The sequence below is a fragment of the Planktothrix serta PCC 8927 genome (genome assembly GCF_900010725.2).
GTDB classification, from domain to species: domain Bacteria; phylum Cyanobacteriota; class Cyanobacteriia; order Cyanobacteriales; family Microcoleaceae; genus Planktothrix; species Planktothrix serta.
Genome location: NZ_LR734835.1, coordinates 1 through 18,059 on the forward strand (window position 1 = coordinate 1; position 18,059 = coordinate 18,059).

The 18,059-nt window shown below is 37.1% G+C and carries 14 protein-coding genes; 7 read left to right on the plus strand and 7 right to left on the minus strand.

Going from position 1 to position 18,059, the window contains the following annotated elements:
• Nucleotides 1-146: 146 nt before the first annotated feature.
• The gene (locus PL8927_RS03920) at nt 147-1,403 is read left to right on the plus strand and encodes a glycosyltransferase (RefSeq protein WP_083617836.1); all 1,257 of its coding nucleotides are present in this window, start codon (nt 147-149) and stop codon (nt 1,401-1,403) included.
• 125 nt (nt 1,404-1,528) lie between these two features.
• Here the strand turns inward: PL8927_RS03920 and PL8927_RS03925 are convergent, their stop codons facing one another.
• Complete coding sequence (locus PL8927_RS03925; protein ID WP_083617838.1) at nt 1,529-2,611, minus strand: AI-2E family transporter; 1,083 nt, start codon at nt 2,609-2,611, stop codon at nt 1,529-1,531.
• Between the two features lie 138 nt (nt 2,612-2,749).
• On the opposite strand from PL8927_RS03925, the gene PL8927_RS03930 reads away from it, so the two are divergent.
• Nucleotides 2,750-2,983 (plus strand): helix-turn-helix domain-containing protein, encoded by a 234-nt coding sequence (locus tag PL8927_RS03930; protein ID WP_083617840.1) that lies wholly within the window; start codon nt 2,750-2,752, stop codon nt 2,981-2,983.
• A complete protein-coding gene (locus PL8927_RS03935; protein WP_197047303.1) occupies nt 2,973-3,398 on the plus strand; it encodes a hypothetical protein in 426 nt (141 codons plus the stop codon). The genes PL8927_RS03930 and PL8927_RS03935 overlap by 11 nt, the downstream gene beginning before the upstream one ends.
• Nucleotides 3,399-3,409: 11 nt before the next feature.
• Here PL8927_RS03935 and PL8927_RS03940 read toward each other — a convergent pair whose 3' ends face one another.
• Nucleotides 3,410-4,552, minus strand: a complete 1,143-nt coding sequence (locus PL8927_RS03940) for a DNA cytosine methyltransferase (protein WP_083617842.1) — start codon at nt 4,550-4,552, stop codon at nt 3,410-3,412.
• 101 nt (nt 4,553-4,653) lie between these two features.
• Between PL8927_RS03940 and PL8927_RS03945 the strand changes: the two genes are divergently transcribed.
• The gene (locus PL8927_RS03945; protein WP_083617844.1) at nt 4,654-6,576 is read left to right on the plus strand and encodes a GTPase family protein; all 1,923 of its coding nucleotides are present in this window, start codon (nt 4,654-4,656) and stop codon (nt 6,574-6,576) included.
• Between the two features lie 110 nt (nt 6,577-6,686).
• Here the strand turns inward: PL8927_RS03945 and fdxA are convergent, their stop codons facing one another.
• Nucleotides 6,687-7,022 carry a ferredoxin FdxA gene (fdxA, locus tag PL8927_RS03950; protein WP_083617846.1) on the minus strand — a complete coding sequence of 112 codons (336 nt, stop codon included), beginning with the start codon at nt 7,020-7,022 and terminating at the stop codon, nt 6,687-6,689.
• Nucleotides 7,023-7,182: 160 nt separating this feature from the next.
• Nucleotides 7,183-8,589 (minus strand): flippase, encoded by a 1,407-nt coding sequence (locus tag PL8927_RS03955; RefSeq protein WP_083617848.1) that lies wholly within the window; start codon nt 8,587-8,589, stop codon nt 7,183-7,185.
• Nucleotides 8,590-8,763: 174 nt separating this feature from the next.
• Between PL8927_RS03955 and PL8927_RS03960 the strand changes: the two genes are divergently transcribed.
• Nucleotides 8,764-10,494 carry an Rqc2 family fibronectin-binding protein gene (locus PL8927_RS03960; RefSeq protein ID WP_083617850.1) on the plus strand — a complete coding sequence of 577 codons (1,731 nt, stop codon included), beginning with the start codon at nt 8,764-8,766 and terminating at the stop codon, nt 10,492-10,494.
• Between the two features lie 290 nt (nt 10,495-10,784).
• Here the strand turns inward: PL8927_RS03960 and PL8927_RS03965 are convergent, their stop codons facing one another.
• Both PL8927_RS03965 and aroB read right to left on the minus strand, forming a co-directional pair.
• Nucleotides 10,785-11,810 (minus strand): peptidoglycan recognition protein family protein, encoded by a 1,026-nt coding sequence (locus PL8927_RS03965; RefSeq protein WP_083617852.1) that lies wholly within the window; start codon nt 11,808-11,810, stop codon nt 10,785-10,787.
• 208 nt (nt 11,811-12,018) lie between these two features.
• A complete protein-coding gene (gene aroB, locus PL8927_RS03970) occupies nt 12,019-13,128 on the minus strand; it encodes a 3-dehydroquinate synthase (protein WP_083617854.1) in 1,110 nt (369 codons plus the stop codon).
• Nucleotides 13,129-13,244: 116 nt separating this feature from the next.
• Between aroB and petL the strand changes: the two genes are divergently transcribed.
• Together petL and PL8927_RS03975 are read left to right on the plus strand one after the other, a co-directional pair.
• Nucleotides 13,245-13,349, plus strand: coding sequence for a cytochrome b6-f complex subunit PetL (petL, locus tag PL8927_RS27920; protein ID WP_197047304.1), 105 nt, complete (start codon nt 13,245-13,247; stop codon nt 13,347-13,349).
• A gap of 332 nt (nt 13,350-13,681) precedes the next feature.
• On the plus strand, nt 13,682-15,595 hold the full coding sequence (locus PL8927_RS03975; RefSeq protein WP_083617856.1) for a serine/threonine-protein kinase: 1,914 nt from the start codon (nt 13,682-13,684) through the stop codon (nt 15,593-15,595).
• Between the two features lie 37 nt (nt 15,596-15,632).
• Here the strand turns inward: PL8927_RS03975 and PL8927_RS03980 are convergent, their stop codons facing one another.
• Nucleotides 15,633-17,840 (minus strand): pentapeptide repeat-containing protein, encoded by a 2,208-nt coding sequence (locus tag PL8927_RS03980; protein ID WP_083617858.1) that lies wholly within the window; start codon nt 17,838-17,840, stop codon nt 15,633-15,635.
• Nucleotides 17,841-18,059 lie beyond the last annotated feature (219 nt).

The following is an 18,059-nucleotide window of genomic DNA, read 5'->3' on the forward strand; positions in this document are numbered from 1 at the left end:
TGTAGGGGTTTGGTCTCCAAACCCAGGCGCAAAGAGGGTTTGGAGACCAAACCCCTACGATAAAATATTACAACCTATTTAGGATTGCTATATCTGTTATAGTGTTAGGCTAGATCCCGATCATTTTTTATATTTTTAAGTTTAAGATGGAAAATTTGGTTTTAATTTTAACACTATTATCATTAATAATATGGATTGTATTATTAATGTTTCGAGGGCAATTTTGGCAAGCCGATCAACGACTTCCAGAACTTCAAAAACCGTTATTAAATTATCCCTCTGTTGCTATAATTGTGCCAGCGAGAAATGAGTCTGAATTAATTGAAATGAGTTTGCGATCGCTTCTCAATCAAAACTATCCTGGTTCATTTTCTATTATTTTAGTCGATGATCAAAGTCAGGATAAAACAGCAAATATTGCCGAAAAAACGGCTAAAATATTAAATCAAACAGAGCGATTAAATATTATCACTTCTCAACCGTTACCTGGGGGATGGACAGGGAAACTTTGGGCGATGGAACAGGGAGTTAAATATACTCAACAGTTAATAAACCCTCCCGATTATATTTTATTTACCGATGCTGATATTGAACATTCTCCTAATAATTTAAAGCAATTAGTTGAAAAAGCTGAAACCGAACAATTACAATTAGTGTCCTTAATGGTGTTATTACGGTGTCAAAGTTTCTGGGAAAAACTATTAATTCCCGCCTTTGTATTTTTCTTTCAAAAATTATATCCGTTTCGTTGGGTTAATCATCCTCAAAGTCAACTCGCAGCCGCAGCAGGAGGATGTATTTTAATTCGCAGGGAAGCCTTAACTCGTATTGGTGGTTTACAAATTTTAAAACAAGCATTAATTGATGATTGTTCTTTAGCACAAGCGGTGAAGAATACCCTTAGTAAAGGGGGAGAAGAAGGGAGATTACTAACACCAGTAAATCAAGGGTTTTCTATGGGAAGTTTTATCTTTCCTTTTACCTCTAAATCCTATTATCCGATTTGGTTAGGACTAACAGAAACAACTCATAGTTTAAGACCCTATCCGAATTTAGCAAGTATTTGGGATATGGTCGCTAGAACAGCATTTAGTCAACTGAATTTTTCGATTATTTTATTAGGATTAACCTTAATTGGAATGATTTTGATTTATTTAATGTTTCCTGTAGGTTTGATTTGGGGAATTCTGCATGGAAAGGGGTTAATAATCCTTTTAGCTGCGTTAACAGGATTATTAATGGAAATTGCTTATTATCCGACGTTAAAACTTTATCAACTTTCTCCCGTTTGGGGATTAACTTTACCCTTGATTGGCTTTTTATATGCGTTGATGACTTTAGATTCAGCCTTAAGATATTGGCGAGGAAAAGGGGGAAGTTGGAAAGGAAGAACTTATCCATAAAACTTGATAAACCCGGCTTCTTCAACAATACCCTTGAATACTTCCTTCGTGTCTTTGTGTCTTTGTGGTTACTTCTACAGTACAAAAAATGCCGAAGGTATTGTTAAAGAAACCAGATTTATGAGTTAGGGTTTTATTTCAATAGAATCTTTATTTCCTTCTTTAGACTGCATTTCTTCAATATCTAATAAATTCACAATTACCCCTGCAACAGGAACTGAGAGAAATACCCCTAAAATTCCAGCGATTTTTCCGCCAACCAGTAAAGCAAAAAACAAAACCACAGGGTTAATATTAACTGCACTTTGCATAATGCGAGGGGCAATAAAATTGTCCTGAATTTGTTGTAAAATTATACTAACAACCAAGACTTGTACTGTCAAAAACCAGCCCCCTTGAATTAAAACAATTAAACTGATGATTAAAATCCCTAGAGTTGCTCCTATCCCTGGAATAAAATCAAAAAAGCCAACAATAATAGCCAAGGATAAAGAGAAAGGAATGCTCAAGGTACTATAAACTAAAAAACTAGATATTCCCAAGAACAAGGAGAGTAATAGTTGACCTCTAAAGAAACCTAAAAAGCTTTTTTGAAGAGCCACTGAAAACTGACTGCGATGGGGATAAGGAATCAATTTTAACACTAAAAACCAAAGCCTTTCTCCATCAACCAGCATAAAAAAGGCAATGACAAAAACGATAATAAATGAAATCAGCGCATTGGGTAATGAAGAAAAAGTTCCTACCACAATGCTTACCATCGAACCCAAAGATTTATTAAATTCGGCTTCTATAGGAGCGATATTAATATTAATTCTCCGATTTGTTAAAAACTCTTGTAAGCGGTCAAACGGATTATCGGCTGAGGTTAAATTTTCAACAACGAGGGTGAGAAGCTGTTGAAATTGATTAAAAAACATTGTTCCCAAGGCTAATCCGGTAGCCACAACCACAAATAAACTGAGAAAAATAACAATTCCTAATGCTAATCCTCGACCCAAATATCGCTCTAAATAGCGCACGGGATAGTTGAGCAGAAAAGCTAAAATTGCAGCTAATACAAACGTAAAAAAGATGTTTTCAAAATAGTTAAAAATCAGAATTAATGCCCAGCCAGAGGCAAAAAATAATAAAAATCGCACTAAACTATTGGTGCTAACGCGATTCCACAAGGCGTTATCCTGGGAATCTGGGGGTAAATTATCCATTGGGATGACTCAATTTTTGCCGACGTTGACATTTTAGCCGATTTGTAATGGGTTATGAATGTAATTTTTCGATGGAGCAGAGCTATTTGAATACTTTAGTCTCTGTAACTTTTGTATTCAAAGTTTTACTATTGTTTTATGAGTAAATTAGACAAAATTTTAGGCTTAGAGATCCAACGTCGTCGTACAGACAAAGGTTGGTCTCAAGAATACCTGGCAGAAATGACAGGTTTGCACAGGACTTATATCAGTCAGTTAGAACGAGGGCTAAAAAGCCCATCCATTAGAGTTTTGAGCCATATTACTAAGGCTTTAAATATAACAATGAGTGAATTTTTATTGTCTGTAGAGGAGTCTCTTCGTGCTGAATGATCAAGAAATTGAACGGCTCAGACAAGCAATTCTTGCTACTGTTGCTTCTCCGATTATTGGTTCAATTGAAGATTATACTTGGGAAGCTATTTTTCATTATATTAAAAATATTCCTGTATCTGATCCCGCACTAGGACGAACTAAACTTCTATATGATGCTGTTAATTTGACAACAAAAACAGGTTGGTCACTGAAATCGCTGCAAATTAACAATATGAGGCGAGGAAATACGTTTTGGTTTGTTATTCAAAGAGCAGATATTATTAAAAAAGCTGTTCAACTGGGTTTTCAAGATTTGACAGAACAATCTTTACCTCAACAACTAGGAGCAGCAATTATTCAACATTGGAACGAAAAGATTTTAACTAGATCGATATATTCAGTCAATCTTAATAGCTTTACAAGAACAAATTGATCGGGAAAATTTTAATGATAATCCAGAAGAATAGATTGAGCAATGACTTTAGCTAGAAGTGGAGGTACAGATTCACCAATTTGGGATGCCATATTTGTGTAGGTTCCTAAAAAGTGAAATGTATCTGGATAGGAGTGTAATCTAGCAGCCTCCCGTATTGTAATTGTTCTATTTTGTTCAGGATGAAAAAATCGACCAGAACCGGGATGAAAAAGCCATCGAGTCATCGTTCTAGCAGGTTTATTCCATGATAATCTTCCATAAGCACCACTGTAGTGTTTTTTGGGTGCTAATTCTGGCGGTAAATCTCTTGCATCTTCTCCTTCTTTTAAGGCAGATACTCTTGCCTTTTGAATGGGTGTTAAAGCACGGGCAATATGATTAACAATTTTTGTACTTTCATGACGTATGATGGTTTGATAGAGATTTTGGGGAGAATCAGGATAATTTTGATGGGTATATTCTTGTCCATCTTTTAAAGAGGGTAAGTCTCCAATAGCATCTTTAACTGTTACAATAGGAGACAGGTTAGATTCAAAAAGATTTAATTGCTTAGAAGATAGAGTAGCACGATAATCGCTTCTAATATCTCCTTGATGAGTGGGTTTGGGAATATCAAGCTTTCGGTTGAGACTTGCTAGAAAAAAAGCTCTAGATCGAGTTTGAGGGATACCATAGTAAGCCGCATTTAAAATGGATGAGGTGACTTTATAACCGAAAGATTCAAGTTTTTCAGTGATCTCATTTTTGATAATACCTTTATAAGCATTGAGAATTTCAGGAACATTTTCCATAACCACATAAACAGGCCTAAACTCCTGTACAAATGCCAAAAAAGTTTGATACAGTTGATTACGAGAATCGTTAAAATAGCGATCACTAGCCGGAATATTTCGGGAAAAACCTTGGCAAGGTGGCCCTCCTACTAATACAGTTAATTTTTCCTGAGTTAAACCCAAGGCTAAACGAAGGTCAGAGGGGTTAACTTGAAGGATATCTTGTTGGAGAATTTTAGTGCTTGGATAGTTATATTTATAGGTAGCGATGGCTTTTTTATCGATTTCAATTGCACATAGAGATTGAAATCCTGCCAGGTGAAATCCTGTTGTCAAGCCACCTGCACCAGCAAACAGATCAATGATTGTATATGTCATAATATAAAATACTATAGTATTCAATTGTGATTGTCAAGTGCATGACATTGAATAGGGTTAAGGATTTCTACTCAACGTTTATCTAAACTCATGAGAAAATTATGATTAGACTCAAACAATGGCAATGGATTGTATTGATCACGCCGATCACAATCATGGTAATTTTTTTGCTAATGGCGGCGGGAGTTACCATTCATGTCTGGGGAATTAATTGGATTTGGGCGGTATTTACCCTAATATTTTTGGGTTGGCGTTGGTTATTAGTGAAATGGACTCAACCCCTGGTTAAACAGATGGAAACTGTCGTTGCTGAAGTCAATCACGAACTAGAATCCTCTTTTGATCAACCCATATCTCAACCGACTGGAAATCAGGCAATTAATCAAGTAGAAATAGCCCTACAGGACATTTTAAAAGCCTCCCAAAATGATCCGCCAATTTGGGAAGATAGTTCAATCTTTTGGAAACGCTGTCAAGATGTGGTGGCGACTACTGCTAATATTTATCATCCTGAAGTAAAATATCCTCTCCTCAGCATTTATATTCCTCAAGCTTATCAATTAATGCGAGGAACAGTTGATGATTTAGATCAATGGATGGCAAAATTATCTCCGGTATTGAATCAAGTTACCGTTGGACAAGGCTATGAAGCTTATCAAGTTTATCAGAAATTAGAACCCTCCGCCCGTAAACTTTGGCGAGTGTGGAATTGGGCGCAATGGCTATTAAATCCAACGGTTGCTTTAGCGCGAGTTACGACTCAAAAATCCACCAATCAAGCCACACAACAATTGTTAGTTAATTTAGGTCAATCTTTACGAGAATCAGCCTTAAGAAATTTGTGTCATCAAGCAATTATTCTCTATAGTGGAAATACCTTACCGCTAACAGAATTTGCAGTTACAACTCCTTCCCTTCCCCAAGCGAAAACCCAAACTCTCCGAGAGATTTTAACCCAAACTGAATCCGTTGAAACGTTAAAACAAAAACCCGTTAATTTACTGTTAGTGGGACGCACAGGAGCGGGAAAAAGTAGTTTAATTAATACCCTGTTTCAAGCGGATAAAGCCCTTGTGGATGTCTTACCCAGTACGGATAAAATTCAAAATTATCAGTGGCAAATAGAAACGGGAGAAAGCCTTAATTTATGGGATACTCCGGGTTATGAACAGGTGAATCGTCCTGAGTTGCGAGAACAAGTTTTAGACTATGCAGCCAACGCAGATTTATTATTATTAGTAACTCCAGCCCTTGATCCGGCTTTACAAATGGATGGGGATTTTTTGAAAGAGATTAAACAGCAGGGGATCGAGTTACCCATTATTACAATTGTTACCCAAGTTGATCGCTTACGTCCGATGCGAGAATGGCAACCGCCCTATGATTGGAAATCGGGAAATAAACCCAAAGAAAAAGCAATCCGAGAAGCCACACAATATCGGATTGAACAATTAGGAGAATATTGTGATCGCATTTTACCGATTGTTACCCAAGATCGTCAAATTCAGCGCCAAGCTTGGGGAATTGATGTCTTATCTATTGCTCTTTTAGAAACGATTAATCCCGCCAAACAATTGCGTTTAGCCCGGTTTTTACAAAATCGAGAAGCTCGGATTTTAGCAACGGCTAAAATTATTGATCATTATACCTTTCAAATGGCAACAACTCAAGGATTAGCGGCGTTATTAAAAAGTCCGATTTTGAGATTTATTTCCACATTAACAACAGGTTCTCCTACCTTGGCTTTATTACTCGCAGAACAAATTCCCGTTGAACAATTACCCGTTGTGATTGGTAAATTGCAGATGGCTTATGACTTGTTTATGTTATTAAATTCAGGAGAATCTGATCCGGTTAATTTTGATTTATTGGCTCTTTGGCCGTTACTCTTAGAAAATCCTAATCCCCCGGAAAAAAATGCTTGGGCGTTTGGTCATGCGTTAGTGGAATATTGGACACAAAAGCTTTCAATTGAACAAATGCAGCAGCGATTTCAATTTTATTTAAAGTCTAAAAGTTCGTAGTCGGGACAGCTTATATAGGTATTTAAAATAATTATACCCCTTCTGTTTTAAAAAGAGGGGGTATGGAGGTTTAATTTACGTTCAGCAAACTGTTAATATTTCCTAAAAACTTATGAGCCACCCGCATTAGGACTAAAATATTTATTGAACTTATCGTCTTCGTCTTTATATTGATCTACGTCTGGGGGTGAGGGTTTCTTGCGAGTAATATTAGGCCAGATTTGAGCATACTCCCGGTTCAATTCTATCCAACGTCCTCCCTCTTCCGTTACATCAGGAAAAATGGCTTCAGCCGGACATTCAGGTTCGCACACCCCACAATCAATACACTCGTCAGGATTGATGACGAGCATATTTTCACCTTCATAAAAACAGTCTACAGGGCAAACTTCAACGCAATCTGTGTATTTGCATTTAATACAAGTTTCTGTAATAACGTAAGGCATCGCTGTTCTCCTTTAAGAACATTAATTTTAAAATTCTAAAGCCATGTCATAATGAAGTGAAAAATTTAATCAAAACTTAACGTTATTTCGTTAAATAACTTAAAAATTTATGGTTCGTAGCCTCAATTTTAGTTTTGACTACGAACCATAAATTTTAGGCTTAAGAATTAGCTTCACCCAGAAAACGACGACGTTGGAACAAATAGAGAATAGCTAACAATGAACCCATGATTAAAGCAATTCCGATGGCAGGATTTAAGCCATAAATGATAAAAGAAGGACAAGCGGCTGCGAATAAACTTAGTAAAGCGATCGCCCGCATTTGTTTGCCAATATGAGGATATCCAGTGCCAATCATAATTTGTAATCCTAATAAACACAAGGCAATTTCACTGATTAAAGTTGCGATCGCAGCCCCTGGCCCTCCGAAACGGGGAATTAAAAACCAATTAATAATTACATTACCTGATGCTGTCCAAAATAAAATATTAGGTAAGCTTTTTTCTTGTCCCGTTGCTTGTAAAAACCGTTGAGCTAAGTTGCCAAACATACTAATTCCTAAACTCGGTAACAAAATCGCTAAGGAATAAACTGAGCGCAGAAATTCTTGACCATAAATTAAGGGGAGTAAAATTTGTTGTAAGAATCCAGCTAGAATAACCGCAGGTAAAACCCCAGTTAATAAAAGGCGTGTTGCCTTATATAATTGTTCAGGTAAACGACTGGGATCATTGGCGTGATATTTAGCAAATCGAGTAAAAACAACTTGGAAAATCACACGGGGTAAGGCAAAAAACATCTCCATAACTTTATAGGCTGCACTATAATATCCGGCTTCAACTGTTACTCCGATGGCTTGCAACATGACTAAATCAACTTGATAATATAAAATCCATAAAACCCCCGATAAAGCAAAGGGGTAAGCCATGCGTAATGAATCCCAACAATCTCTGATGGTAAAAGGCGACCAAACCGGAAGTTTACGATTGAGATAATACATTAAAATTAAAATATCTAAAAGCCGGACAACAACAATACTAATTACCACCAAAATCAAACTTTTTGTGGCATATAATACCCCCAAAGAAATCAGAACTGTAGCGGCACGTTCCAAGGCAACAGACACCGTTTCTGTTCTAAACCATCCCATGCCTTTTAACGTTCCCCGTAGGGTCATTTTCATGGCGCGACAAATTTCTGAAAACACCACAATGTAACAAATAATTAGAGTGTTTCCCTCGTTGTATCCCATCAATATTGCAATGGGAAATAAGAGGACAAAAACCGGGATAGAGGTTAGCAATTCTAAGATAATAAACCGGGATGTTAATTTTGAGCCTACTTCCGGGTTAGCCGAAACTTCTCGGTTCAAAAGAATGGGTAAACCAAACTGAATTAATAAGGCTAAAATTGCCCCTAATGCAGAAGCTGATGTAAAAATCCCATACTGTTCTGGCCCTAAAACACGCGCTAGAAGGATATAAAAAACAAAGGTTAAACCTAGAGTTGCTTCTCCCAAAAACACATAAAGGTAAGACAGATCTAAACGAGTCAGCAGGTTTTTCATGGAAATTTACTCAAAAGGAAGTAACGGAATACAAGGGTGTACAGATTGGCGAAGAATAATTTAAAAATTTAAAACCAGTATAATTTAAAAAAACGTTATCCTGGGAAGTTAGGTGGGGTATGAGCAAAAAATAATGAGACAATAGTACATGGGTAAGGTGATCAGGCAAATATTATGCAATCTGTTGATTTAACGACATTAATCGCAAGCTGTTGTGAACTGCGTCAAGACTGGATTCCGGCGCGGTTAGAACAGGTGTATCAACGCGATCGCTTTACGATTTCTTTGGGGTTACGCACCCTAAAACGTCGGGGCTGGTTAGATATTTCTTGGCATCCCCAAGCCGCTAGAATTTGTATCGGTGATCCTCCTCCTCGTCTTCCTGATACGTTTACTTTTAGCGATCAACTGCGTCATCAATTAGGGGGATTAGCATTAGTTGAAATTCAGCAAGTTGACCCTTGGGAACGAATTTTAGATCTGCAATTTTCCCGGCGACCAGGGGATGAACCCCTCTGGCATTTGTATGTAGAAATTATGGGAAAATATAGTAACGTTATTTTAACTGGATCGGACAATAATATTGTTACGGCTGCCCATCAGGTCAATATAAAACAATCCAGTGTGCGACCAATTTTAACGGGTCAACCCTATGAATTGCCTCCTAAATTAACCGAGCCCATTCCCAGTTTAAATGAAGCTCAATCTCGTTGGCAAGAGCGGGTAAGTTTAATTCCCAGTGCTTTAAAACAACAACTATTAAAAAACTATCGGGGTTTAAGTTCTGGGTTAGTGTTGTCGATGATTCAATCTGCTGATTTAGATCCAACTCAACCCACTAATAGTTTAACGATAGAAGACTGGCATCGGTTATTTCAAAGTTGGCAAACTTGGTTAAAAGCTTTAGAAGAACAGGATTTTTGTCCTTATTATACCGCAAAAGGCTATGATATTATTCCTTGGAATTCAGAAACTCTTTCTGAGGTTAAATCTATTCAAATTTTACTCAATACCTATTATACAAATCAATTAAATCAACAGGAATTTCAGCAACTCCGGCATCAAGTTAGTCAAAAAATTAATAACGTTTTAACGAAATTACGAGTTAAAGCGGATCAATTTATTCAACGGTTACAACAATCTGATGAAGCGGATGAATATCGGGCAAAAGCCGATTTATTAATGGCATTTCTGCACGAATGGAAACCGGGTATGAAGGAGATTTTATTACCGGATTTTGAGACGGGAGAACCTGTTAAAATTGCCCTAAATCCAGAGAATAATGCCGTCTGGAACGCTCAAAACTTATACAAACGACATCAAAAGTTAAAACGAGCTAGAATAGCCGTTGAACCCCTGTTAAATGATGTTAAAACTGAAATTAACTATTTAGAGCAAGTTGAGTCAGCGATTAGTTTAGTTGAAACCTACAAAACGGCCGAAGATTTACAAACCTTAGCCGAAATTCGAGAGGAATTAATTCAACAAGGTTATATTAATATTCCTGATTATCGTAGTTCTAATTCTCCCTCATCCATAGAATTCTATCGCTATCAAACTCCGAATAATTTTGAGGTGTTAATTGGCAGAAATAATCGTCAAAATGATCAATTAACCTTTAAAGTTGCAACGGATTATGATTTATGGTTTCATAGTCAAGAAATCCCCGGTAGTCATGTCTTATTACGGTTAAGTGCGGGACAGGTTGCTGATGATATTGATTTACAATTTACAGCTAATTTAACGGCTTATTATAGTCGAGCTAGACAAAGTGAACAAGTTCCTGTTATTTATACCAAACCTAAGCACGTTTATAAACCTAAAGGGGCTAAACCAGGGATGGTGATTTATAAACAGGAAACGGTGATTTGGGGTAGTCCTCACCAAGTTAAAATTGCATTGTGATATTAATAGAAATTAGTGTCAAATTAAAGCCCTGAACTAAAGTTCGGGCTAAAAGCTTAAGTCATCTAAAGATGACTAATAATTAAGGAATTAAAAATAAATAACTTGCACAACTAAACCCTGGAAACCTTGATCCACTGTAAACGATTGCTCAATTAGTCACCTTATTGGTTTTTCATTCCTAAGATCATTCTTCATTAACCCGTTTTAACGGGTTTTAGCTCCGAAGCCTGAAATTTATTTCAAGGCTTTTCTTGTGTCAATATTAGCTGTTCCCTACTCTAACTATTTTAATTCAGATAAGCCGATTGACAACTAATCATAATTTCTTGAGTTCGGGGATAGGATTGTAAATATTGAAGAAATAGTTGAGAATCAAAACTTCTGGGATCTCGCCTTTCTCCTGAACGATCTACCGCCGCATGAGTTGTAATTCGATAATCAGGAACTCCTGTTTTTGCTACTAACCACGCTAAAGATTGATATTGTGCAGCCGTATAACCACTGTGAGAATCAGCATTATTACGACCATCCGCAGGAGTTTCTAAAGAAACATGATAAGCAAAATTATTCACAGAAGGAGGACGTTGAGGATGGGTTTTTACGGTTTCTGTTCCCGTTGAAGTAGCAAATACAGAATTTCCTGCACCAAAGGCTCTTAAATCTGGGGGAACAATATAAACAATATCCCCAGTTAACATAATTAAAGTATGATAACTTGCTTGATTATCCTCAGAATTTTGGGCGGCTTGGAAAAAATTTACCGCACTATAAACATCCGATACCGTTTCATGTAACACCACAATCGGCGCATTATTCACAGGTTTTCTATTAATATCATAAAGAAATCGTTGTCCGTAATTCGTCGGATTTGCTAAGGCTTGATATTCATTGGGAGTATAACCCAACCCGCCTTGAAGATTGGCCGTTTGTGCATCCGTTGGCCGCCGAAACCGATATAACGTAACTGGATTCACAGGTGGCCCAACTGTCCCCCTCGCGGTCGGGTTCGGATCAGGTTGTAACCCACAGGTTCCAGGGACAGGAACATTATTCACATTCGCCACCGTTTCCGGTTGCGGTTGGGTCGCTTTTGGCTGTGGTTCCTCAGCCACCACCAGTTTGATGTTTGGAGATGGGGAGGGAGAGGGAAAGACGGTTTCAGCGATAACCCGCTCAAATTCGGGAGGAGAAGGTATTTGGCTCCATAATGACATCCCTTGGGCCACAATCCAATCTTGATTTTTGAGTCCAACGGTTACTCCCACCCCTAATAAATACAGGGTTAACAGCAGAATAGGCGTCCATTTTCTCATGGGTGAGTTAGCCAATATTGAGTGCAATGTTTTCCAGTTTAGTATGACAAAAATCTTGCCAAAAAAAAACCACTGGTAATCAGCCAGTGGGTGAGGAACGAAACGTGATTTTAGTGTGAGGAGTTAACTTGCTTATGATTCACAGATTATCGTCAGGATATGAAGTTAATGTGTCAATCTGATGACAAAGATATGAATTTTTCCAGCTTTAAGCCAAACAACGAACGGGAGAGCTTTCTAATACTTGACGAATGATATCAGAAGTGACTTGATCTGTAACGATGGCTTCTCCGATGCGAGTCGGTAATACAAATCGCACTTTTCCAGCCTTAACTTTTTTATCGGTTTGTAGACTATCCAAAATATCATTAATATTTAATCCGGGGGGGAGTTGGGTCGGTAATCCCGCCTTTTCAATAATAGCAAACTGACGTCGATCGCTATCTTCATCCCATAATCCTAATTTAACAGCAATTTGACTCGCGGCTACCATCCCAATTCCGACGGCTTCTCCATGAATTACAACGGTATACCCAGTTAAACTTTCGACCGCATGACCAATAGTATGACCATAATTTAAAATTGCTCTTAACCCCGATTCTTTTTCATCTTGACTAACAACATCGGCTTTACTTTGACAAGAACGGGTTAAAATTTCTTGTAATAATCCAGAGTCTAAAGCTTGAATATTATCTAATCCTTGGGATTGTTCGAGTTTAACAAATAATTCCTGATCCCAAATTACACCATATTTAATCACTTCTGCTATTCCGGCTCTAAATTCTCGTTCAGGAAGGGTTTGTAAAACATCAGGATCAATTAATACTAATTTGGGTTGATGAAACGCCCCAATTAAGTTTTTTCCTTGGGGATGATTAACGCCTGTTTTCCCCCCAATAGACGCATCTACCATTGCTAATAAAGAAGTCGGAACCTGAACTACATTAATCCCCCGTAACCACGTCGCCGCAGCAAATCCAGTCATATCTCCAATAATTCCTCCTCCTAACGCTACCATTGTAGAGGAACGTTCTAGTCGGTATTTTAAAGCGGCATCATAAATCATTTGTAGGGTTTCGGGGGTTTTGTATTCTTCACCTGCTGGAAGGGTACAAATCGCCACATCAAACCCCGCTTGTTCTAAGGAAATGCGAGTTCTTTCTCCATAATAATTAAAGATTTCTGGGTTAGAAACTAATAATATTTTTTTCCCTAATTTTAAGGGGGTGATCAATTCCCCTAATCGATCTAAGTGTCCTGCACCGATGGCAATATTATAGGATAATGAACCTAAATTAACCCGAATCATCGACTCCATATTCTTCCCCTCATTAACTCACCCTTAAAAATTGTATTCTATTTTTTACCCATTACGGATGATCACGGACGGATCACTCATGATTCAATGGAGAGTAATGTTTATGGAGTTGTGTAATGCTTACAGTGGATGGCGCGATCGCTTACGTTATCATCTATGCGGGTGCTATAGTCGCAGCCGCCGGAATTATGTTTACCCTGCGTGCGGTTAAACTCATTTAATCCTACCGTAGAGACGCGCTACGCATTAGTGTCAGCTTAACCCACGTTAGCCCTGAAATAAATTTCCGGCTAAGAGCGATCGGCATCTAAAGATGACTCAAGACTTGTGTTTCTTAACCCGTTTTAACGGGTTTGAGCTTTTAGCCTGAAATTGATTTCAAGGCTTTTAGCGCGATTGTTGACACTGATGCGCGCTACGGCGCGTCTAAACCCGTTGTTGTGTTTGAGAGTGTTAGAAGAGAAGAGAGTCCTGAAGGACTCACTACGGGTTAATTTTTTTTTGAGATTAATATCTGATATTATTAATAGAATAGATGCGATCGCATTTTTCTATGACTTATTGTTTAAATTCTAATTGTGCTAAACCCTATAATTCTGATCAGGGTCAATTTTGTTTATGTTGTGGGACTCAACTACGATTAAAAGACCGATATCGAGCTATTGATATTATCGGACAAGGGGGATTTGGTAAAACCTTTTTAGCCATTGATGAGGATAAACCCTCTAAACCTCGCTGTGTGATCAAGCAATTTTTTCCCCAGTCTCAAGATATTGAAGCGATACAAAAAGCATCGGAATTATTTGCACAAGAAGCAATTCGTTTAGATGAATTAGGGAAACATCCTCATATTCCTGAACTTTTGGCTTATATTACGATTGAACAACAACAATATTTAATCCAAGAATTTATAGAAGGGGAAAATTTAGCTAAAATTCTCACTCAGGAAGGAGCTTTTAAGGAAAATCAGATTCAATCTTTGTTAATCTGTTTACTTCCGATATTAGAGTTTATTCATACTAAAAATGTGATTCACCGGGATATTAAACCCGCTAATATTATTCGTTGTCTGAATGGTCAATTTGTTTTAGTTGATTTTGGTTCGGCGAAATTTACCCAAAAAACCGCATTTACTGTTACGGGAACAATTATCGGTACTTCTGATTATATTGCGCCGGAACAAGCGAAGGGAAAGGGTATTTTTGCGAGTGATATTTATAGTTTAGGGGTGACTTGTTTGCATTTATTAACGCAAGTGGAACCGATTAATTTATTTGATGATGAGGAGGGAATTTGGGTCTGGCGAGAGCATTTAAAACATCCCGTGAGTGAGGGATTTGGGTTGATTTTGGATAAAATGATAGAAAGTGCGATTAAACGACGTTATCAGTCTGCTAGGGATATTTTAACAGATTTAAACAATCAATTATCTAATTCTGGGGAAATAGTAGAAATTAATAATTTAGGGATATTAGCAAGTAATAATTTAGGGATATCAACAAGCGAGACGCTTGTTCCACAGTTGACAAATCAAGCTCAAAAATGGGAATGTGTTAAAACAATTATTGCTCATACTTGGGTCATTTATGGGGTTGCTATTACTCCTGATGGTCAGAATATTGTGAGTTGTAGCGAGGATGAAACAATTAAAATTTGGAATTTGAAAACAGGAGAATTAGAAAAAACGTTAACAGGACATTCAGGAGAAGTTTTAGCAATTGCAATTAGTTCTGATGGTCAAACAATTGTTAGTGGAAGTTATGATAAAACCGTGAGACTGTGGAATTTAGAGGCGGGTGAAGAAATATCTGTATTAGTAACAAGTGAGTCTAAAGTTGAGTCTGTGGCTATTCACCCTCATAAAAATATTATTGGGATGAATCATAGTTATGGAAAATCATCTTCCTATGCTCGTGTTCTTGTCAAGAATATAGATACTGATAAATATGCTTATACTTCATCACATAGTGTTTCCAATATAGGAGTAATAATTAACGCAATTACTTTTGCATTTAGTAGCCCTTTTCTGGCCTATGAAAATCCGCAAGGTAGTATTATTATTGCTCACATGAACACCGGAGAAACAATTCGTGAGCTTAAAGTCCCTGGAATTGATTATCGATTTTTATCTCTTGCTTTTAGTTCGGATACTCAAATACTAGCGAGTGGAAGTGGGGATAATACGATTAAAATTTGGCAACCTGCAACTGGAAATTTAATCAGAAGCTTAGAAGAACATTCAGGCGGTGTTTATTCTGTTGCGATTACTTCAGATAATAAAATATTAGTCAGTGGAAGTGAAGACCAAACGATTAAATTGTGGGAAATAGAAACGGGGGAAGAAATTTGTACATTAACCGGACATACGGGGATTGTTTATTCGGTTGCGATTAGTCCCGATAATCAAACTATTGTTAGTGGGAGTCAAGATGGAACAATTAAAATTTGGCGTCCGGTGTTGGGATGAGGTGTATATTAAGAGAGTCCTGAAGGACTCACTACTTTTAATTGATTTCTGCACCATCTAAGAAAATTCGAGTTTTATCGGATAAACCCGCGTTATTTCCTAATTTAACTCCGCTAATTTGTGCTTCAGCAATCCCACTAAGGAATAAATTTGCTCCGCGTAAATCCGTTGCTAATAAAATTGCATCTTTTAGATTTGTATGACGGACAATTGCATCTCTTAAAGACGCATAACTAAAATCAACCTGCATTAAATTAGCACGGGTTAAATCCACTTTTGTTAAGTCTGCATGACGGAGATTACTTTGAGATAAATTTGTATCTCGAAGTTGTGCATAAGCTAAAATAGATTGACTTAAATCGGCTTGATTGATTGTTGCACCCGTGAGATTAGCTTTTGTTAAATTCGTTGATTTTAGGTTGGCTTGGCTGAACACAGCACGCTCTAAAATGGCATCCTTTAAATTAACATTTTCCAAATTGGCGGCGGTTAAATTAGCTCCCCGTAAATCAACTCCTTGAAGATTTGCGCCTTGAAGATTGGCTCTGCTTAAGTTAACATTGGTTAAATTAGCTCCTTTTAAATTAGCTCCTTTTAAATTAGCTCCGCTTAAATTAGCGAGTTGAAGTTGGGATGAGGATAAATTGACTTCGCTTAAATCACTATTTTCTAAATCTGCTTCTTGTAAATTAGCATGGGTAATAATAGCGCCTTTTAAATCAGCACGGTTAAAGTTGGCTTGTTTTAAATTTGTACCTGTTAAATTAGCGTGTTTTAATTCCGCTCGTCGAAAATCTGTTTTCGTTAAATTTGCCTCGGTCAAATTAGTATAATTAAGATTAGAGATAAAGAATTTAGTTTCTGTAAAATTTCCTTGACTTAAATCGGCGCCACTGAGTTTAGCTAGGCTTAAATCTACTTGAATCAATTCAACAGATTTTAAATTCATATCGCGTAAATCTGCACCCCGCAAATCTTTTCCTTTTGACTGCACTTCTTTTAAATTAGTGGTGCGTAAATCGGGGCCTTTGAATTGACAAAATAGGCGATAGGTGTCTAATTCGGTTTCGGATTGAGTTCCGGGTGGACAATCTTTTGTTTTTACTAAAAAATATTGTACATTTTCTGTAAATAAGGTGAATACTAAATTAAAAATTTCTAAAAATTGAATTACGCCTTGACATCTGGCCTCGGCATGGTCTTGATAAAATTGAATTAAATTAGCAATACAAATCTCCAGATAGCTTCGACAAGAATTCCCCATTAAAACTAATTTTAGCAGCAAAATAACTAAGGTTAGTTGACTTCCCTGCCGAATCATTAAATTAAATAAAAATGATGGGGGTTTCCCCTTTTCAATCAGTAAATATTCAATTAGGCGATTACAGGTTCTACTAATTAACGCTTTATTAATGATTTTATCATGATCAATACAGTACAGAGATTCCAGCTTTTCTTCTATTCTTTCTCGGAGAATATTGGCGGGATATTGCTGACTGATATTAAACATCAAATATTGAGGTAAACACTGTTTAAATTGTTCATAAGTAAAATTCTGGGTATTTTGCAAAAATAAATTGGCTTGAGTTCCATAGTTAAAGACGCGCTGTGTAGAAATCGTTTGTTTAATTAAACTTACAACTTCATCCCCCAGTTGGGTTGGGTTTTTTAGCATCCGCTCTTGACCCGTTGAAGATCCCATCCGCGCGATATACATTGCTAAATCAAATTTGTATTTGTCCTTAAGCTGTTTGGCTAGATTTCGAGCGACTTCTTTTTGTTCCCTAGAATTGCGAGGATTGAGATATTGGGGAACTAATAAATAGGATTGATAACGACTGCTCCAAGTGCTGCGTTCTAAGTTGGCACAGCGTAGTATTTCTTGATAATCTTCACTCTCTAAAAAATTCTTTAACCAGAATAAGAGTCTGCTTTCTTGAATGGATAAGCAGGTTTGATTAATATCGGGAGATTCCGATAGTTTATCTATGAGTTTCTTAATAAAGTTGTATTGACGTTTAATCAGCCAATTATTAATCAGGATATAGCAACATCGCTTCAGTACCCCGTTAAAATGGGGTTCTCCTTCTTCAGAACTCAAAATATCTTCTAAGGCAATTTGAACCTCCGGCTGATGGGGACACAGGAGGTAAAAAAATAATTGTTCAAAGGAATCCAAAACGGCTGCTGGGCTATCCGTTTGCACCCCATTTAAAAAGAATTCATAGATTAAGTCTGCGCTCATTTTTAAGCGGGTATAAAGAGAATGGCTTTTTGAATTTGACTAAAATTGATTAGTAACACTAATCAATCGTTTGAAAAGCAGATTAACTATCAACTGTACGAGGTGCTTATGATATTAATTATAGCATAGCCTGAGCTAGAAAAACCAACAAATCAGTTTTCGTCAAGTCCAATGATCTCCGGCTTTAAAAATTCAATCCCCTTTTTGAACCCATTTGAT